A 20908-nucleotide genomic window follows, 5' to 3' on the forward strand; every position below is an offset into this window, starting at 1 on the left:
ATAAATTCCTCAAACAATAATAATGCAAAAACGATGAATCAATTCTAATCAGAAACATGTTAATATAGCAAGCAAAGTTAAGCATAAATAAGGACCTATAATGACATCAGTTGTACAAATCAAAAATGGAATCAATTTTCGTGACTTAGGTGGCATTAAAACCAGTGATGGTCGTCAAATCCGCTCAGGAATGTTGTATCGTTCAGGTGAATTTTCACGCCTTAATGATAGTGAAAAAAACTTTTTATCTGATGAGCTTAATTTGCATTATGTATTAGATTATCGAGATCAACATGAAATTGATCGTAATCCCGATAATCTTTGGAATAACAGTCAATATATTAATGTGCCTGCAAACCCATTAAGTGATGAAATTACAGCAAGCCTAACCAGTGATGATATTTTCATTATGAAAAAATACTCACCTTTTGATTTTATGGTTAAACTTTATCAATTATTACCATTTAATAATGTAGCATATAAAAAGCTAATATCGCTGCTACTCAATGCCAACGGTAAACCGTTAGTGCAACACTGTGCAGTAGGTAAAGATAGAACAGGTGTAGGTGTTGCCTTAACCCTATTTGCATTGGGTGTGAGTGAAGAAGTGGTTATGCAAGATTATTTACTCACGGAACGCTATTTAAATGATTATCGTGAAGCCATACTTAGTCAAAATAAAAATAAATTATCACCAGAAGAATTTGAAAAACAAAAAACTATTTTCGCAGCTAAAGAAGAGTTTTTAAGTGCGGCTATTGATGAAATCAAAAAACGATATGACACAATCGACAATTGGTTAATTAAAGAATATCAATTAGATGATAAAAACAGGAAAATTCTTCAAGATATTTACCTAATTTAAATAAAATAAGGGGGTTTACTATCCCCTTATTAACAATCATTTTACCTTTATTATAAGTAAGTTGGGATTACTTATTACAAGTATAGAATAAACTCATTTCATTAATCCTATTACAGGATCAATATCGAACAGCGTATTTATTTACTAAGATTGTAAGATAAATTCGGTGATAGGTTTATTATGATTAACAGCAAGATGAACTGATGCAACTTGCTGATATTGATAATAAAAATGTTGACCAAATGGTGCGCTGATCAACTGCTTTTCAATATCTACTTTTACTGATTTTATTTGCCAGACGCCTTTAGCATATAATTTAAGTGCTGATTCTTTTAAAGTCCAAAGCTGCCAAAAGGCCGTTAAGGTATCCGCTTGTTGCATCATCCACTGATACTCAGCATCTGCAAAAAAGCTTTTGGCTACATCTAAGTAATTTTTACGTGGGCGAGCGACTTCTATATCAACTCCAACTCTACCATCTAACGATATTGCAACCGCTACCCAATCTTGACTATGACTGATATTAAAATCAGGAAGATTGCGATCTAAAAAACAAGGTCGATTATTATCACCTATGACCATAGTTGGCAAAATAGCAATTTGACAATACTGATTAAGCAAGCTAGCTAAGATTGAACGACAGACTAAAAACTGTTTTTTACGTCTGCCATTGAATAATTCAGCATCGTGAATGATCTGTTTTGATAATAGTGAATAGTTGACTTCCACCGTGTCTAAATGGGCAAGTTGGACAATTAACATTTTATATAAGCCATTTTAAACAAAAATTATTTTTTACTATTTTAACAGCATGCTATGCTAACTGTTATCGAAATTTATTAGATCAATAAGGATGCATCATGTCATTACAAACAGAATTAGTTCATGCTGGTCGAAAAAAACGTTATACCCAAGGTGCAGTCAATTCAGTTATTCAGCGAGCATCATCGCTGGTCTTTGACTCATTAGAAGCCAAAAAAGAGGCAATGGAAAATCGAGCTAAAGGAGCGCTATTTTATGGTCGTCGTGGCACACTAACTCATTTTGCCCTGCAAGATGCGATGGCCGAAATTGAAGGTGGCGCAGGCTGTTACCTTTATCCATGTGGTGCGGCAGCCATTGCTAATACCATCTTGGCTTTTGTAAAAAAAGGCGATCATATCCTTGTATCAGAAGCCAGTTACGAACCAACACAAGAATTTTGTGAACATATATTAAAAGATTTTGGGGTTGAAACGGATTATTTTTCACCTTTGATTGGACGGTATATTACCAATCATATTCAACCAAATACGAAAGTCGTGTTTCTTGAATCACCAAGTTCCATTACTATGGAAGTACACGATGTGCCAGCTATAGTTAAAGCGATTCGCAGTGTTAATCCAGAAATTGTTATTATGATGGATAATACATGGGGAGCAGGTGTTTTATTTAAAGCTTTAGAGCATGATGTTGATATTTCTATTCAATCTGGTACAAAATATTTAATTGGGCATTCCGATGCAATGCTAGGCACAGCCGTTGCCAATCAACGTTGTTGGGATACCTTACGTGAACGTTCTTATTTAATGGGACAAATGTGTGATGCAGATACCGCCTATATGGCAGCTCGTGGATTACGAACTCTAGCGGTTAGACTCAAGCAACATCACGAAAGCAGTTTAAAAGTGGCAAACTGGTTAGCCAATCATCCTAAAGTTGCAACCGTTAATCACCCTGCATTAGCAAGTTGTAAAGGGCATGAGTTTTTTAAACGCGATTTTAGCGGTGCTAGTGGCTTATTTTCATTTGTACTTAAAGATCATTTAAGTGATATTCAATTATCTGATTTTTTAGATAATATGACTCACTTTTCAATGGCTTATTCATGGGGTGGATTTGAATCATTAATTTTAGCCAATCAACCTGAAGATCTAGTCAAAATACGACCAGTATCCGGTGTTGATTTCACAGGTACACTAATCCGGTTACATATTGGTCTTGAAGATCCTGATGATTTAATTGCCGATCTTGCTGCTGGCTTAGATAGAATCAAATTACATAAAAACAAAGTTAATGCGTTACAAAGTTTAGTGTAAATGGATAGCGGATGAACCATCAAAACAAAGCTAAGACTAAAAGTATTATAGAACAAACCATTTTACAACACCTAAACGGTCGGCAATCGCTACTCGTTGCTTTTAGTGGTGGCGTTGATTCGACCGTATTAATGCATGCATTAGTCACCCTAAAGCAACAATTGCAAAATTTACAACTTAGAGCCATTTATATTCATCATGGTTTAAGCGAAAACGCTGATAGTTGGGCTGAACATTGCCAGCAACAATGTCATTCTTGGCAAGTTCCTTTGATTATTGAAAAAGTCAAACTTGATAGATCGGCGGGCAATATTGAGGAACAAGCTAGAGAAGCTCGATACCAAGCTATCTATCGACATTTAAAAAATAATGAGTTTTTATGTACAGCCCAGCACCTTGACGATCAATGTGAAACGTTCTTTTTAGCGTTAAAGCGTGGAAGTGGTCCAGCGGGCTTATCCGCTATGCCACTTGAAAATGGTCGGCATCTTAGACCATTACTAACGATATCTCGTCAAGAGATTGAACAGTACGCCAATCAGCACCAATTAAGTTGGATAGAAGATGAAAGTAATCAAGATGACCATTACGATCGCAACTTTTTACGTTTAAATGTTCTACCAACACTTAACCAACGTTGGCCTCATTTTTCACAAATGGTTGCTCGCAGTGCCGAATTATGTCAACAGCAAGAAATACTACTTAACGAGCTACTGTTAGCTGATTTTAAACTCATTACAACACCTGAAGGGCAGTTATGTTTAACACCGTTATATAACTATTCGGACTACAAACGTAATGCTATATTGCGCATGTGGTTTCGATCTAAACAGATTAATATGCCAAGCCAAAAACAGTTATCACTAATTTGGCAAACAGTGGCTTTAGCAAAAGAAGACGCTAATCCACAATTTATTTTGCATAATTGGCAAATTCGCCGATATCAAAACCGGCTCTATTTGTTGCCTTTATATCAAGATATCGAACAGCAAATCTTGCCTTGGGATCTAAGTACATCGCTAACCTTGCCGGATAATTTAGGCGTATTACAGCCCAATTATCAAACCGATTTAACTTGCCGTTTACCGCAAAAAGAGGAAACTGTTTCAGTTCGTTTTCATGCACAAGGTCAATTTCAAATTGTTCAGCGCAAAGGATCTCGATCGATAAAAAAATTGTGGCAAGAGCATCATATTCCACCTTGGATGCGTACCCGTATTCCTTTAATTTATTATAATGAACAATTAATTACTGCCGTTGGGGTATTTGTGACCGAACAAGGTAAGGGTTCACAAGTTGGGTTTAATCTGAGTAATACTCTATAATTTAAAAAATAAGGAGACAATACATCTCCTTAATTTAAATTATAAAATATCAAATTATTTTGACTCAGAACGAGCTTTCCATCGTTTTAACAATAAAGCATTAGTCACCACACTTACACTGCTAAGTGCCATAGCAGCGCCGGCTATCATTGGATTTAAGAAACCTAAGGCAGCCAGTGGAATGCCAATTAAGTTATAGAAAAATGCCCAAAATAAATTCTGTTTAATTTTATTATAGGTTCTTCGAGAGATATCAATAGCATCAGCAATTAAAAACAGATTGCCACGCATTAAAGTAATACTAGCCGCATGCATTGCCACATCGGTTCCCGTACCCATTGCAATACCAATATCAGCCGCAGCTAAAGCTGGCGCATCATTAATACCGTCACCCACCATCGCAACCTTATGATTGCTATCACTATTGTTAGTGTTTTGACTTTCTTTTTGTAATTGATAAATATAATTCGCTTTATCTTGCGGTAAAACCTCAGCAATAACCTTATCTAAATTTAATTGTTGTCCTACATAATTAGCAGCTTGTTGATTATCTCCGGTTAACATTACCGTTTTAACATTTAGCTGATGCAGTGCTGTAATCGCAGTTTTTGCTTCTTCTTTTATGACATCTGAAAAGCCAAATAGAGCTAATATCACAACGTTTGCTTCTAACTGTTGTTTTGCTAAAAATGAAATCGTATAACCTTTATTAGTTAGCTCATTGATTTTATCGTCCATATCCACAAAATGGGCGTTTAATGATTTCATCCAACGCAAACTACCTAAATAATATTCAGTGTTATCAATCGTTGCCATGACACCCGAACCTGTTACAGAAGTAATATTTTGAGCATAACTATGCTGTTTTGCTTTGTTTAGAATTGCTTTTGCTAGTGGGTGCTCACTACCTGCTTGTAACGATGCGGCAATCGCTAATATTTGCTCAGGGGTTTGTGTCCCTATCACATCCATTTCAACCAATTCAGGTTTACCAATGGTTAAAGTTCCTGTTTTATCGAACGCTACGGTATTAACGTTGTGTAATGTTTCAAGGGCTTCGGCATCTTTAATCAAAATACCATGACGAGCCGCAACGCCAGTACCCACCATAATTGCCGTTGGTGTTGCTAGTCCTAAAGCACATGGGCAAGCAATCACTAACACCGCGACAGCATGAAGTAAAGCTTGTTGCCAATCCTGAGAAATCACGCCCCATGCAAGTAATGTAATAAGCGCAATCAATAAAATCACAGGTACAAAAATCGCGCTAATTCGATCTACAATTCGCTGAATGGGTGCTTTTTTAGCTTGAGCAGACTCTACCATGTTAATAATCTTTGATAAGGTAGAATCAGCTTGAATTGCCGTTGTTTTTACCATTAACAATCCTTCACCATTGATAGTACCACCTGTGACAATATCATTGACTGCTTTGTTGACTGGAAAACTTTCACCAGTTAACATCGACTCATCACTACTTGATGCACCTTCAATCACGATACCGTCAACAGGAATACGTTCACCAGGCTTCACTATCACTACATCACCAACAACAACTTGGTTAATGGGCAAACTTATCTCTTGATCGCCCCGCCTAACTAAAGCAACATCAGGTCGTAAGGCAGACAGGGCTTCGATAGCTTGGGTTGTTTGATGTTTCGCTCTTGACTCTAACCATTTACCAATCAAGATTAAGGTAATAATAACAACTGATGACTCAAAATAAAGGTGATCATTATTACCGATCATCCACTGATACAGTGATAAGCCATAAGCAGCACTAGTACCAATAGCGACCAGTAAATCCATATTACCGGACAACGCTTTAGCGGCATTGAAACCGCTGCGATAAAATTTAGCACCTAACCCAAATTGCACAATCGACGCAATTATTAATTGTAACCAAGCGGGCATCATCAAATGTATCCCGAAGGGTTCAAGTAACATAGGCAGAACAAAAGGTATCGCTAATAAAACAGAGATAATAATCGGCCAAAGCGATGCTTGTTTCTCAGCATCCTTAATATGAGTTTGTTGATCGTTAATTTTAACTGCATGATAACCTGCTTTGTCTACTGCCGACATTAATGTTTCTAATTTAACATTGGCATTAGCGTTAACGGTTGCTTTTTCTGTAGCAAGATTAACACTGACGTCAATCACACCATCAATCTTCTTTAGTGCTTTCTCAACTCGACTAACGCATGATGCGCAGCTCATATCCTCAACAAAAAAATTGTATTCAACTGTTTTCATTTGATGCATCCCTTAACTGTCTTTGTTGATCGTTAATTTTAACTGCATGATAACCTGCTTTGTCTACTGCCGACATTAATGTTTCTAATTCAACATTGGCATTAGTGTTAACGGTTGCTTTTTTTGTAGCAAGATTAACACTGACGTCAATCACACCATCAATCTTCTTTAGTGCTTTCTCAACTCGACTAACGCATGATGCGCAGCTCATATCCTCAACAAAAAAATTGTATTCAACTGTTTTCATTTGATGCATCCCTTAACTGCCGATGTTATTTGGATTTAGTATTGGCTGAATATTAAGAAACTATTTTCCAACAAAGTATACTGTTGTTTTAACAAATAGAGACAGGTTACTTTTTGTCTTTATTAAAAAGGCTTGTTATATTAATTGATATCAAATAGCTTATAGGCATTTACAAAAAACTCTTTTTATACCTCATTAATAATAACCATAACTTCAAAGGTTATGCTTCTGTAAGAATAGCAACACAAACGCGACTACTAACCTATTTAATGACTATTCTAATGTTTATCATTCTTTTAGCAAGAATGCACTTTTTTGATATATACTTCCCAAAAAGGTACTATTGAGACATTAAAATGAAGAATAAATCAGATTCTAATGAAGATTATAAACCTACTATCCGCTGCCCTGTTGAGACAACAATAAATATCATTGGAGGAAAATATAAATCTTTAATTTTATGGAAATTGATGACAACAAAAACACTGAGATATTCTCAATTACGTAAAGAGATTCCAAGTGCCACACCTAAAATGCTCACCCAGCAACTACGCGAACTTGAAACAAGTGGCTTAATTCATCGCAGAGTATTTCCAGTTGTCCCACCAAAAGTCGAGTACTCATTAACCGATTTTGGTAAAAGTATTAAACCCGTATTAAAAGCAATGTATAAATGGGGTAACCACTGCTTGGATAGCCAAGGATTAGAGGTTAATTGTTCAATGGTTGAGCTAACAGATTAATTATGAAAATTTAACTCAATAAGTTAGATACATACTCAAAAACTATATGAAAAATAACAGGGTGTGAGTAACCCTGCTATTTTAATCTAAAAATTAGTTACGTAATTTTTCTGGCCAATCGTTTTGAGTTGAAACTAATAGATCTTTAACAATTCTAGGATTTCCAGCTACCACATTACCAGAAACCATATAATTATTATTACCAGCAAAATCGGTCATCACACCGCCAGCTTCACGCAAAATCAATTCACCACCAGCGATATCCCATGGTTTTAAACCAATCTCAAAAAAGCCATCTAATCGACCAGCTGCAACATAAGCCAAATCTAAAGCTGCCGAGCCGCTACGACGAAAATCGCCACATCGAGTAAATAACTTTTGTAAAACCGCAAAATAGCTATCACTATGTTGTTTAGCCTTGAATGGAAATGCCGTAGCGAGTACGCTACCATCTAAATCTTTAGCGTTACTAACACGAATACGATAACCATTAAGCTGAGCACCTTTACCACGCGCAGCAGTAAATAATTCATTACTCATTGGATTATAAACCACAGCAACTTCAGTTTTGCCCTTAACACGAGCAGCAATAGAAACAGCAAAATGCGGAATATTTTTAATAAAATTGGTCGTACCATCAATTGGATCGATTATCCACTGTGTTTCAGCATCATTACCTTTAGCCAAACCACTTTCTTCGGCAATAATCGTATGATCAGGATACGCTTTTTTGATTGTCTCAATAATCAAAGCTTCAGCAGCGCGATCAGCATTAGTAGCAAAATCGTTAGCGCCTTTAGTGTCAATTTCGATTGAACTAGGGTTTTCATAAGCCTTTATGGCCACATTACCTGCTTTACGAGCAGCGCGAATAGCAATATTAAGCATCGGATGCATAAATTTCTTCCAATTGATGATGTTAAAGAACGGATAGTTTTAGTAAAACTTACACAATTATACTAAAATTTACGGCATAGTATAAAGGTTTTACCACTGCATTGCCAGACTATGTTAGGATTAATGGCTAAAATAGCCATATTCTCGTAACGCTAGAATTATTGCTTACCTTATTACTAAATTTATTCCATCTATAATGTTGCATCTAAGTGAAAATTTTATTGGTAACGGTTCAGTTAATTACTGATCAATTAGGGTAAAAAAATGACTAAATCAATCTATCGTAACTTTTTTCATCGCATGATTGGCTTTCCATTCGCAATAAATTAAGAATTATTGCATAATACCTAGCGTATAAAATAGCGAACTTAAGTTAGGAATAATTATGGAACTTCTTTGTCCAGCGGGATCTTTACCATCACTTAAAGTAGCCATCGATAATGGCGCTGATGCTGTTTATATTGGTTTGAAAGATGATACTAATGCCCGTCATTTTGCTGGTTTGAATTTTAACGAGAAGCGCTTAATTGAAGCATCTGACTATGTGCATAAACGCGGTAAAAAACTACATATTGCAATTAATACTTTTGCGCATCCTGAAAACTTCCAGCGTTGGCAATATGCAGTTGATACAGCCGCCAATATTGGTGCTGATGCACTTATTATTGCGGACTTAGCAATGCTAGATTATGCTGCTGAAAAATATCCAAACCTAGAGCGTCATGTCTCAGTGCAAGCATCATCAACCAATGAAGAATCAATTAAGTTCTACTATAACAATTTTCATGTACATCGTATCGTGTTACCACGTGTACTCTCTATGCATCAAGTAAAGCAACTTTCGCAAGTTTCACCAGTTCCACTTGAAGTATTTGCTTTTGGTAGTTTATGTATTATGGCGGAAGGACGTTGTTATTTATCTTCCTATCTTACCGGCGAATCTCCTAATACCGTTGGTGCTTGTTCACCAGCAAAATTTGTTCGCTGGGAAGAAACTGAAAAAGGTCTTGAGTCTCGCTTAAATAACGTGTTAATTGATTGCCATAAAAAAGGTGAAAATGCTGGTTATCCAACCTTGTGTAAAGGTCGTTATTATGTAGGCGATGAGCTTTATCACCCTATTGAAGAACCAACCAGTTTAAACACAATTGAACTACTGCCTGAACTGTTTGCAGCCAATATTGCATCAGTCAAAATTGAAGGCCGTCAGCGTAGCCCTGCCTATGTTGAACAAGTAACTAAAGTATGGCGTCAAGCAATCGATCGCTATAAAGCAAATCCACAATCATTCCAGGCGGAAAAAAGCTGGATGGATACGCTGGGTTCTGTTTCAGAAGGAACACAAACCACGTTAGGTGCTTACCACCGCAAATGGCAATAACATAATACTAAGTCTACTGTTATATTAATTATCAAGAAATATTGATTATAAAAGATATCACATCTTGATTTTGTATGTATTGTACAACTTAGGTTATGCCATTTTTATTAAATGAAATCAAATTTAAGATAAATAAATTATAGTGAGCAAAACTATGAAATATTCATTAGGACCAGTGCTTTATTATTGGCCTAAAACTGAAACCGAAGCCTTTTATCACGCAGCAAAAGAGAGTGAAGCTGACATTATTTATATGGGTGAAACGGTTTGTACCAAACGCCGAGAAATGAAAGTTCCCAATTGGCTAGAATTAGCTAAGGAAATCGCTAAATCTGGCAAACAAGTGGTGCTTTCAACATTGGCTTTGCTTGAAGCTCCGTCAGAATTAAACGATTTACGACAACTAGTCAATAATGGTGACTTTTTAGTGGAAGCCAATGATTTAGCGGCCATCAATATTGCTCAAGAAAATAAATTACCATTCGTTGCTGGTCCTGCTATTAACTGCTATAACGCCTTGACTTTAAAATTATTACAAAAGCAAGGTATGGTACGTTGGTGTATGCCGGTTGAACTTTCACGTGATTGGCTAAATAATGTTCTTAAACAATTTGAGAGTTTAAATATTGAAAAAAACTTTGAAGTGGAAGTCTTTAGTTATGGTTATTTACCTTTAGCTTATTCCGCACGTTGTTTTACCGCTCGTTCAGAAGATAGACCAAAAGATAAATGTGAAACTTGCTGCATCAAATATCCTGTTGGTCGTGAAGTGTTTTCTCAAGAACAGCAAAAAGTTTTTGTACTAAACGGTATCCAAACACAAAGCGGCTATTGTTATAATTTAGGTAATAATTTAAAAGAGATGAAAGGATTAGTTGATATTGTGCGGATATCGCCGTTAGGACTTGAAACACTCGATATTGTAAAACAATTTAAAGCCAATGAAGATGGCTCTAATCCACTGCATATTGAACATAAACGCGACTGTAATGGTTACTGGAATGGTATTGCTGGACTCGAACTTAGCCAATAAATATTTTACACCAAAGCAATTTAGGGCTGATTTTCCAGCACTAAACAGTAATAGTGTATATCTTGATTCCGCGGCAACTGCTCTTAAACCTCAGGTAATGGTGGATGCCACAGTGGCCTATTATGCACACAACACTGCGACCGCCAAACGCAGTTTGCACCACGATGCGTTGCAAGTAACAGTGGCTATCGATAAAGCACGACAACATGTTGCTAATTTGCTTCATGCAAGCAATGACACTGAAATTATCTGGACTCGTGGTGCTACCGAATCAATTAATTTAATTGCCCAAAGTTATGCTCGCTGTGTATTACAACCTAATGATGAGATTATTGTCAGCGAATTAGAGCATCATAGTAATTTAATACCTTGGTTAATTGTGGCTAAACAAACTGGAGCAAAAGTCATTAAATGGTCTGCCAATATAGATGAGTTATCATCACTAATATCATCAAAAACTAAAATCGTAGCAATAACCCATATGTCAAATGTCACTGGATTTTGCCCAAATTTAGCTACAATTGGCCAAATAGTTCATCAATATAATGCTATTTTAGTAGTAGATGGCGCCCAAGGAATTGTCCATCATGATATTGATGTAACAACACTTGATATCGACTTTTATGCTTTTTCAGCTCATAAATTGTATGGTCCTACGGGACTGGGTGTTTTATATGGTAAACAAACCTTACTTGAGCAAATGTCAGTTTGGCATGGCGGTGGAAAAATGCTAAAAAGCACCTCATTTGATGATTTTATTCAAGAAGATACACCTTATAAATTTGAAGCAGGCACACCCAATATAGCTGGCATTGTTGGCTTTAATGCAACACTTGATTGGTTAAACAATTGGGATCTTAAGAAAGCAGAAAATTACACAGAACAATTGGCTCATTATACTAAATCACAGCTAAGCAAACTGTCGAATCTACAATTTTACAGTGTTGAAAACAGCCCAATCATCACATTTAATATTAATGATATTCATCATAATGATGTGGCGATTTTACTGAGCGAGCAAAATATTGCGATTCGTACTGGCGAACTGTGCGCTCAACCTTTAATGAATAAATTGGGTTGTCATGGGGTTATTCGTCTATCATTAATGCCATATAATAATGAGCAAGATATAGATGCTTTTATTTTGGCATTACAAAATGCAATTGAAATTCTAGCCTAATTTTATACTGAAACGTATAGTTAACCTGAAACTTTTTTACAAATAGTTAATTATTTATAGGTCAATATTATGCTATCACAGCAAGACTTAACAAAATTATTTTTACAGCAACATAATTGGCAAGATCGCTACCGACAGTTAATTGTATTAGCAAAACAATTGCCACCAATGCCTGAAGATTTAAAAACGGATGAAAACCAAGTCAATGGTTGTGAAAATCGCGTTTGGCTAACTTATCAAAAGCAAAACGATAATACCTTTATATTTCAAGGTGACAGTGAAGGACGAATTGTGAAAGGATTACTGGCAATTTTAATTATTATTGCTAACCACAAAACAGCAAAAGAAATTGCTGCAATCGATTTTCAATCTTTATTAAACCAGTTAAAAATTACGGATGAGCTAAGTCAATCGCGTTTACAAGGCTTGACTAAACTAATTGAGTGTATTCAATCCATTGTATAAAAAAGGGGGTGTTATCTCCCCCCTATTTACTAAGATTGTTGCTAACTGATAACGTTGTTGATTAATTTTCAATATAGGTAAAAAGTGTGATCACTTTTTTAACGCCATCGACTTTACTAGCAAGCTGTGCAGCAGCTTTACCATCTTCCGGTGTCACAATACCAATCAAAAATACTTCCCTATTTTCAGTTACGACTTTAATGTTGCGTGCTTTGGTTTTCGCATTCAATATTAGCTGAGATTTAACTTTCGTTGTGATCCATGTATCATTGGTGATTGTGCCTGCACTAACGGGTTGACCAACTCGAATTTGATTGTAGACTTTTTTTACACCTTCAACTTCATAAGCTAGGCTTTCGGCCTTTTCAATTTGCTCACGACTGGCTTGACCCGTTAAGATAATATCACCGCTATACGTACTGGAAACGATACGTGCTCCAATAAATTGAGGACCATTATTTTTAATTTTCATCCCCATACGAGAATTTAAGGTAGTATCGTCAACTTGTGTGCCCGCAGTACGAGGATCGGTAGCAACTTTTGCAGTAGCTGTAGCACCTGCGCCAATTACTGCGGCGGTAATACAGCCTTGTAACATTAATGCGCCTGTTATTAACATAGCTATTAAGGCAGCTCTCTTCATTATTACTCCTTACAATTTATAACATTGTAATCAAATACTAAAAATCGCTGTTATTATGCCTTTTTGATAATGATTTGCAAAACAATTTTGTGTTTTACACTATGATAAAAACCAATAACAATAATCGAACATAAATTATTTAAAAATTGTGTTATTTTATCACTAATAACGGTTACTTTTTTTGATACAATCTAATTCATCAATATGGTGGAATATATGGAATTATCGGAATTAAAATATGAATCAAGATAGTATTGATTGGCTATATGGATTGTCCGCGCCAATGGTTGCTTTAAACAAAGATAATGGTGCAAGTTATACTTCAGCATACTTTATTCCCGAACGGGATTTTGTAGATTTGAACGAAAGTTGGGGGATTAATTCTCGCGAAACTCTACTTAATTGTGTCTTTGATATGGTTGATGATGGACATGCAACACTATTATCTCGCTATTATTCAAGATACTGTCGATCTTCCGAAGCTGATTGGCGTAATTACTGCCAAGATCAAAACGATTATCAAAAAGTCCTAATGAAATTTGTTGAACAAACTTTTTGTGTATGCGGTATTGGTGGCATTCGTAGTTGGGATTATGCACGTATGGGATATATACTACGAAATGGCACAACCAACAAATATATTACCGAAGAGGAAGCGTTATGGATTTTTACAAGAATTGCTTCACGTTCTCAATATTTTTATAAATCTTGGCATAACTACTTTGCTGCTTGGTCAGTTGGATTTCAATTTTGGGAATCAATTAACAATAAAGAAGATCTTGAAGCTTTACGTTGTGAATTAACCAGAGCATCGCAAACGCGCACTATGAAAATATTAATTAACGACGAAGATTCACCTTGCAATCGCCTACCTTGGTACATTGATATTGAAGAACTCGAAAAACCGGAATCATTAAGGGAGTATGATTGGTCATGAGTACAAATTTTTGGGAATTATTAGGCATCGAACAAACAACAGATACCGCGCTTATTCGTCAAGCATATCGTGGAAAGCTACCCTCATATCATCCAGAAACGGATCCTGATGGATTTAAAGCATTGCGCGAAGCTTACGAATCAGCAATAAGTTATGCAAAATCGCCTGAAACAGCTGATGATACAACAACTCAACAATCGGAAAAAGAATCAGTACCACAACTAACAGAAGAACAAATTCAAGCAAATGAAATTTACAACGCTTACCAAGCTCTATTAGAAGATCCCCAACGCTGTTATAAAGTAGATGAATGGCAAAAATTTATTGGTTCATTTTATGATTACCCAATGTCGGTTATTGATTCAGTCAAGTGGCGATTACTAACCTTAAGCTATGAAACAACAAATATCTCAGAATCATGTGTCAAAATTCTAGCTGATAATTTACGTTGGCGTCAGCAATTAATGACACAGTTCACTGATGACTTTCAAATATATGATAGTTATTTAAATCATATCGATCATGGTGATTTATTTGATTACACGTGTTTGCCTACAACCAACAAAGCATTACAAAATGCTACCATTGATTATATTTATTCTATTAAATGGGTATATTGGGAACGTAGACCTGACGACGTTTATCTATTCCTATCACAAGATACTGTCTTTTATCTTCCTGATGATAAAAAACTTATGCTTGAATTTGCTTTTTGGCATAGTGAAGCAAATATGAAAAATCAATTTATCTTGGATTATGCTTTAAAATGCATTGCTGAAAATGATCAAGATGAACAAACTATTATCGATTGGAAATATATTGCTGCCATTCAATATACTTTGCTTGAAGACAAACATAATGCATTACAATTTTGGTTAGATCTATATTATTCTGGGCATTATCAAGAAAAAGCAGAAAGTTGGATAGCAGGTTGGTGCGTCTATTTTGAAAAAGATTACTTCCCTTTATTAATTATGGCGTTAAATAACAGCCACTGTATTGACACCGATAAAACAGAAATTTATCTGCACACCATTCCGCAATTAACCACAACCACAACAGCACGATTAGCAGGAATAGATGATATCGACAGCTATCCAAAAGAAATTGTTGATTTTGTCAATTGGAGTCTAAGCGTAAACTGGAGTTACCGACAAGTTCTACCGATATTATTACGCGATGACGGTTCACATCGATTATATCGATTATATCGGCATGCTGTGATGTTGCGCCATGGTAACGAAATTCTGTTACAAGAAATTTTAGATGAGCAAAGTAATGATCCATTTGAACAATTTATTTTGCATCATTTAAAACGCCAAGCACGACAACATCTTACATGGCTTAAACAACTCTCACCAATACAAGAGTTTAAAGCATGGCTATTTGATGATGATAAAAATTCCCTGTTACCAAAAAAATTCGATCCAGATGAAGAAGGTGAGCTGGTTTTATATGGTCGTTTATGGTTAGATAGATTTCAAGAGCTCCCTGAAGTTGCTAAATTACATTTATATCATAGTTTTCATTATTCAAATATGGAAATGTTTGATTGGGCTATGTATTTAGAATTCATGAAATATTACTTGTTACCCGAACCACCAAATGCATCAACAAAAATGAATAATAAAAATGCGTATTGGCAATGGTTTCATCATTGTTTATTAGTTTTAGCTACCGTTAACCAACCGATTAATGTCGCTATATATCTACAGCAAGAAAATAATAATTTTACTATTAAGGATGATGACAAACTTAAACCATTAATAGAAATATTTAAACATGGCAATTGGCAAAATGAAACTGAACTTTACAACCTAATTGATAATGACAGCAAGCTCATTAATTGTATTTTAAACAATTATCCAGATTCCATGGAATGGTTTATTGATGATCCTGACTACATCGATTTTAATGATTTCGAACAAAAAATAGAACAATTATGGACACCCAAATTAGCTAAAAAAAATCCAGTTTATGTGATATTGCTATACCTGATTGTATTAAACAAACCCGAACAAAAAGCCAAATTAGATCAAATGTTACAAAAACTGGTTGGTGATAATAAAGATCTGAAAAAGATAGTAAATGGTTTAAAAGATAATTGGAGTTTTCCTTTATCGGTTAACAAAAGTAGATACCACTATACCAAAAAAGTAGACGAAATCACCTCACTTGCTGAACGCTTATCTAATCAATACAGCGTATGCGATGATGATGAACTAAAAATGTTAGATGAATTTAAAAATGATAGCGATAACGATTTAGTATTACGACTCTGTGCGGCATTACTTTTGGCAAAAAATACTGAAAATCAAAAATGGCTTGAGTCACAATCTCTACCTCAAAATAAATGGTGGCAATTTTGGCGTTGGAATGGACGTACCAATATACAGGGCTTTATAGTACAGTTGATTTTATCAATTACGATGCTTATGTTTTTAGATAAAAATAATTTTGATAATATAACAAATTATGTCATTTTGACATTAGTAGCAATTAATACTCTTTTTGCTATCAAACGACGTATCAACGACACAGATAAAGGACAACCTTTATATTTTATTGCAACAATATTTTTGCTACCACTATTGTTATCACCATGTTGGCTTCCAGAATTAAAAAAAATCAATCGCTATGGACCACCAATAGAAAAAAAGACTAAGGAAAAGTAAACTACACAAAAATCCCCCTTTTGATTCGTATAAAAAGGGGGAAATGTGATCGAATAAAAATCTATAATGGTTAACGATTGAGTTCTTGTAGATTTGCTTCAATTTCACAGCGCATTTCATCAATTTCTTCTGAATTTTGCTGATCTAATACCTCAATAAAAGCTTCAATGTACGACCCAATTAATGCTCTTTCATCACCTAATGATTGTGCCCATGCTCGCTCTAATCTCGCTAATAAAGTCCGATTTGGCATCTCATCACGAGGATGAACTTTGAGTGATTTTAATCGTTCATGGCTCTCTTGTTTTTGTTTATCAGTTAAACCTATTGGACTATGATCAATGACTTTTCCATGTTTAATACCGGTTTCAAGAACAACTACATCAACTTCTAACAAACCATTCAAATCATAACTAAAACGAACATCAATACCTTGTGTTTTCTCCATCGGAGTTACAGGCACTTCAAACTGATCTATCAGCACATTATTTTCTACGCGTGGACTTTCGCCTTGATAAACCGAAATGCCAATAATCTTCTGTTGCGGATGCACCGTATAAAAAGTTTTTACTTTCGAGGTCGGGACAATGGTATTTCGCTCAATAATCGGTGCAAATAATCCACCAACATTACCTGAACTACTTTCAATACCTAACGTATAAGGACATACATCAGTTAAAATAATCTCTTCTATATCAGCATTACGTAACCGACAAGCAGCTTGAACAGCAGCGCCTTGTGCCACAATCGTGGTAGGATTAATATGACGATAAGGCAATTTGCCAAATAATTTCGTTACCAGCTCACGCACCACACCGAGTTGTGATGAGCCACCGACTAACACAATATGTTCAAGCTGGTTAGGCTTTAAGCGCGCATCATTTAAGGCTTGTTCAATAGGCGAACGTAAACGATTAAGAAGTGGTAACCATAGCGTTTTGGCTCGATTTTCATTTAAAGAAAACTCCCACTGCTTATCTTGCCAAAACCAAGTTAATTTGTGTAATTCATCACCGCTTAACTTACACTTTAATTGCTCCGCTAAATCTAATAAACGTGCATAGTCGTCAACGGGTATATCCTGTTGTTTAAGATTCCAATCACTTAAGCAGGCTTTAACCAGTTCATCGGTAAAATCTTCACCACCTAAATAGTTATCTCCGGCAGATGCATGTACTTCAATAATTGGCAAAGCATATTCCAGTACAGTCACATCAAAGGTACCGCCACCTAAGTCAAAAACTAAAGTATTACCTGATTGCTCTTCATGTAATCCATATGCCATAGCGGCTGCAGTTGGTTCATTAATTAAACGTACAGCATTTAAACCAGCTAATTCCGCAGCAAAACGTGTTTGTTTGCGTTGTTCATCATTAAAATAAGCAGGAACAGAAATCACTACATCGTGTATTTCTTGTTTTAAAAACGCTTCGGCATCGGCCTTAAGAGATTTTAACACCATGGCAGAAAGTTCGGTTGGCGTAAATTTCTTGTCACCTAATTCAAATACTTTATTAGAGCCAAGAAATCGTTTGAATGCAGCTGCACTTCGACTTGGATGCGTTGTTAAGCGAGACAATGCAGCACGCCCAACTAAAATAGAATCATCATCATCAACACTTACTACTGATGGAGTGACAACTTCGCCGATTGAGTTGGGGATAAGTATTGGCTTACCATCTTGCCAAACACAAATTAAACTATTAGTAGTACCTAAATCAATTCCTATGGGGTGATGCATAATTGGTTTGTTCTCTTCTTATTATTAAAGTTAATATCAACAATATTATATAGTTAATACTGCTCAAGGTACAATTTTATCAAACACTAAAATATTCAATTTACCTTAACTCATTATTTTATATATGTCTAAAAATTAGACCACCAAAAATTATAATTACTATTTGTATCGATTATTCTCAATAAATAACCATTAAACCAATCGTCATTTAAAAATTGACACTAATAATTATCTTTATTTTGCATATCAATAATTTGACTAATTAACTGACCGTTAGCTAATCTGGTTGTGATAAGCTCACCTACGTTTACTTGTTCAACACGACGTATCACCGTATTTTGTTGATTGGTTGTTACAGAATATCCTCTTTCTAATGTCGCAAGTGGACTAACACTATTAAGTTGCGAGGTTTGTAAAACAAATTGATGTCGTGACTGGGTTATTTTTTGCTGAATTAAATTAATAAGTTGCTGACGTTTCTGGCGAATCATCTGACTCAAGTAGGTAATATTATTTTGTGGAGATAGTCGTAACAGTTGTTTATCTAAAAAGTTATGGCGATTTGACTGTTTAAGTAAATATTGCTGCATATTTTCATATAAAGCATGCTGGTAAGATAGTAACCGATTTAATTTTTTTGCTAGTTTGGCTTGTGGATGTTGGGTTTGCAATTGGTGACGCCACTTATTGAGCATTTCACGACGTCGAGTCAAATAATAATCCATTGCCATAGATAAATGCTGTTCTTGAACTTGAATCCGTCTAATCTGATCTAAGCAATCGCGACTAACTAATTCCGCAGCCGCAGATGGAGTAGCTGCTCTGACATCAGCGACAAAATCGGCTATGGTAAAATCAATTTCATGCCCCACTGCACTGACAATTGGCAATTGGCTAGCAAAAATCGCTCTTGCGACTACTTCTTCATTAAATGACCATAAATCTTCGAGTGAACCACCACCTCGACCAACAATTAACACATCACATTCTTGACGAGCATTGGCAATTTGAATCATTTTAGCGATCTGCGCAGCAGCTTCTGTGCCTTGTACTTGCGTTGGATAGATAATTAAATGCAAACTTGGATCACGACGTTTTAAGATCTGACAAATATCATGTAATGCCGCCCCAGTTGAAGAAGTAATAATGCCAACAGTACGAATATTTTCAGGCAATGATTGTTTATAAGTAGATTCAAATAATCCCTCTTCAAATAATTTTTGCTTTAATTGTTCAAACTTTTGTTGCAACAATCCTGCACCAGCAGGTTGGATTTTATCAATAACAAGTTGATATTCACCCCGTGCTTCATAAAGCGTAACCGTTGCTCTAACCAATACTTGCTGGCCATTTTGTGGTGTAAAACCAGCGCGAAAATTACTATTGCGAAACATGGCACAACGAACTTGAGCTGTATCATCTTTTAAGGTGAAATACCAATGCCCAGAAGCGGGGCGAGAAAAATTAGAAATTTCGCCCATCAGCCAAATTTGACCAATAGCATCAGCAAGAATATCTTTTACCATTTGGTTAAGATCTTTAACCGATAGAATCGAACTATTGTGCTGCATACTATTCCTCTATTATTATACTGTTACCTATTTAAGCTAAATCAAATTGAGCCCAAATTGGCGCATGATCAGACGGTTTTTCCATAGCGCGGATATCATAATCAATGCCAGTTTGTTGGCAATGCGCCATCAACTTTTCACTTGCTAAAATCAAATCAATTCTTAATCCAGTATGGGTATCAAAGCCTTTAGAACGATAATCAAACCAGGAATATTCCTGTTTTGTTGGATGCTCATTACGATAAGTATCAACAAACCCAAGTGACATTAAATTGTTCATCCACTCTCGCTCTTCAGGTAAAAATGAACATTTACCAGTACGCAACCAACGTTTACGGCTGTCGTCCGAAATGCCGATATCTAAATCGGTTGGACTAATATTCATATCGCCCATAATCAAGCAAAGCTGATCACTTAATTGATGTTGCTTTAAATAATCAATCAAATCTTGATAAAATTTACGTTTTGCAGGGTATTTGATTTCATGATGCAAACTTTCACCCTGCGGAAAATAACCATTAATTATGGTTAACTCACCTTGGTTGGTTGGCAACTGAGCGATAATTAATCGGCATTGGGCATCATCACTATCAGTTGGAAAACCACATTGTACTGAAAGTGGCTTTTGCTTAGTTAACAGAGCCACACCATAATGCCCTTTTTGCCCATGATAATTTAAGTAATAACCAAACTGCTCAAGCTCCTCGACTGGAAACTGATCATTATGAACTTTGGTTTCTTGCAGACCTATCACATCTGGTTGGTGCTTATCGATAATGGCGGCTAATTGATGGATTCGAGCCCGAAGACTATTAATATTAAAAGAAATAACTTTCATGATGAATTTATTGTATTGGAATTAAGGTTGTAA

General features: G+C 35.7%; 18 protein-coding genes. 10 read left to right on the forward strand and 8 right to left on the reverse strand.

Annotation, left to right across the window (positions count from 1 at the left end; translation table 11 throughout):
• Nucleotides 1–100: 100 nt before the first annotated feature.
• The gene (locus AC5LW9_RS00590; protein WP_198227618.1) at nt 101–865 is read left to right on the forward strand and encodes a tyrosine-protein phosphatase; all 765 of its coding nucleotides are present in this window, start codon (nt 101–103) and stop codon (nt 863–865) included.
• 144 nt (nt 866–1009) lie between these two features.
• Here AC5LW9_RS00590 and AC5LW9_RS00595 read toward each other — a convergent pair whose 3' ends face one another.
• The gene (locus AC5LW9_RS00595) at nt 1010–1627 is read right to left on the reverse strand and encodes a 4'-phosphopantetheinyl transferase family protein (protein ID WP_198236404.1); all 618 of its coding nucleotides are present in this window, start codon (nt 1625–1627) and stop codon (nt 1010–1012) included.
• Nucleotides 1628–1725: 98 nt separating this feature from the next.
• Between AC5LW9_RS00595 and metC the strand changes: the two genes are divergently transcribed.
• Nucleotides 1726–2943 (forward strand): cystathionine beta-lyase, encoded by a 1218-nt coding sequence (metC, locus tag AC5LW9_RS00600; protein ID WP_198236403.1) that lies wholly within the window; start codon nt 1726–1728, stop codon nt 2941–2943.
• 11 nt (nt 2944–2954) lie between these two features.
• Nucleotides 2955–4268, forward strand: a complete 1314-nt coding sequence (tilS, locus tag AC5LW9_RS00605) for a tRNA lysidine(34) synthetase TilS (RefSeq protein ID WP_198236402.1) — start codon at nt 2955–2957, stop codon at nt 4266–4268.
• Between the two features lie 54 nt (nt 4269–4322).
• Here tilS and AC5LW9_RS00610 read toward each other — a convergent pair whose 3' ends face one another.
• Nucleotides 4323–6524, reverse strand: coding sequence for a heavy metal translocating P-type ATPase (locus AC5LW9_RS00610; protein ID WP_493456120.1), 2202 nt, complete (start codon nt 6522–6524; stop codon nt 4323–4325).
• Nucleotides 6511–6771 (reverse strand): heavy-metal-associated domain-containing protein, encoded by a 261-nt coding sequence (locus AC5LW9_RS00615; protein WP_301178489.1) that lies wholly within the window; start codon nt 6769–6771, stop codon nt 6511–6513. The genes AC5LW9_RS00610 and AC5LW9_RS00615 overlap by 14 nt, the downstream gene beginning before the upstream one ends.
• A gap of 356 nt (nt 6772–7127) precedes the next feature.
• Between AC5LW9_RS00615 and AC5LW9_RS00620 the strand changes: the two genes are divergently transcribed.
• Complete coding sequence (locus AC5LW9_RS00620) at nt 7128–7514, forward strand: winged helix-turn-helix transcriptional regulator (RefSeq protein ID WP_065738234.1); 387 nt, start codon at nt 7128–7130, stop codon at nt 7512–7514.
• Nucleotides 7515–7607: 93 nt separating this feature from the next.
• Here AC5LW9_RS00620 and suhB read toward each other — a convergent pair whose 3' ends face one another.
• Nucleotides 7608–8411, reverse strand: a complete 804-nt coding sequence (suhB, locus tag AC5LW9_RS00625; RefSeq protein WP_086325961.1) for an inositol-1-monophosphatase — start codon at nt 8409–8411, stop codon at nt 7608–7610.
• Nucleotides 8412–8796: 385 nt separating this feature from the next.
• On the opposite strand from suhB, the gene ubiU reads away from it, so the two are divergent.
• The 4 genes from ubiU (at nt 8797) to csdE (ending at nt 12470) form a co-directional block, all read left to right on the forward strand.
• Entirely contained in the window at nt 8797–9792 is a 996-nt protein-coding gene (ubiU, locus tag AC5LW9_RS00630) for a ubiquinone anaerobic biosynthesis protein UbiU (RefSeq protein ID WP_065603214.1), read from the forward strand.
• Between the two features lie 154 nt (nt 9793–9946).
• Nucleotides 9947–10825, forward strand: coding sequence for a U32 family peptidase (locus AC5LW9_RS00635; protein WP_086325962.1), 879 nt, complete (start codon nt 9947–9949; stop codon nt 10823–10825).
• Nucleotides 10782–12005, forward strand: coding sequence for a cysteine desulfurase CsdA (gene csdA, locus AC5LW9_RS00640; RefSeq protein WP_493456121.1), 1224 nt, complete (start codon nt 10782–10784; stop codon nt 12003–12005). Before AC5LW9_RS00635 ends, csdA begins: the two co-directional genes overlap by 44 nt.
• 69 nt (nt 12006–12074) lie before the next feature.
• Complete coding sequence (csdE, locus tag AC5LW9_RS00645; protein WP_493456122.1) at nt 12075–12470, forward strand: cysteine desulfurase sulfur acceptor subunit CsdE; 396 nt, start codon at nt 12075–12077, stop codon at nt 12468–12470.
• A 61-nt stretch (nt 12471–12531) separates the two neighbouring features.
• Here csdE and dolP read toward each other — a convergent pair whose 3' ends face one another.
• Nucleotides 12532–13113, reverse strand: a complete 582-nt coding sequence (gene dolP, locus AC5LW9_RS00650; RefSeq protein ID WP_065738229.1) for a division/outer membrane stress-associated lipid-binding lipoprotein — start codon at nt 13111–13113, stop codon at nt 12532–12534.
• A gap of 238 nt (nt 13114–13351) precedes the next feature.
• On the opposite strand from dolP, the gene AC5LW9_RS00655 reads away from it, so the two are divergent.
• Entirely contained in the window at nt 13352–14050 is a 699-nt protein-coding gene (locus AC5LW9_RS00655; protein ID WP_334320530.1) for a DUF1266 domain-containing protein, read from the forward strand.
• On the forward strand, nt 14047–16725 hold the full coding sequence (locus AC5LW9_RS00660; protein WP_493456123.1) for a hypothetical protein: 2679 nt from the start codon (nt 14047–14049) through the stop codon (nt 16723–16725). Before AC5LW9_RS00655 ends, AC5LW9_RS00660 begins: the two co-directional genes overlap by 4 nt.
• A gap of 70 nt (nt 16726–16795) precedes the next feature.
• On the opposite strand, the gene AC5LW9_RS00665 is transcribed toward AC5LW9_RS00660, so the two are convergent.
• From AC5LW9_RS00665 to xthA, 3 genes are all read right to left on the reverse strand, one after another.
• Nucleotides 16796–18466 carry an Hsp70 family protein gene (locus AC5LW9_RS00665; protein WP_493456124.1) on the reverse strand — a complete coding sequence of 557 codons (1671 nt, stop codon included), beginning with the start codon at nt 18464–18466 and terminating at the stop codon, nt 16796–16798.
• 221 nt (nt 18467–18687) lie between these two features.
• A complete protein-coding gene (xseA, locus tag AC5LW9_RS00670) occupies nt 18688–20037 on the reverse strand; it encodes an exodeoxyribonuclease VII large subunit (RefSeq protein ID WP_493456125.1) in 1350 nt (449 codons plus the stop codon).
• A 31-nt stretch (nt 20038–20068) separates the two neighbouring features.
• Complete coding sequence (gene xthA, locus AC5LW9_RS00675; protein ID WP_144092100.1) at nt 20069–20875, reverse strand: exodeoxyribonuclease III; 807 nt, start codon at nt 20873–20875, stop codon at nt 20069–20071.
• Nucleotides 20876–20908 lie beyond the last annotated feature (33 nt).

Source organism: Gilliamella sp. LMG 34360 (assembly GCF_984568995.1).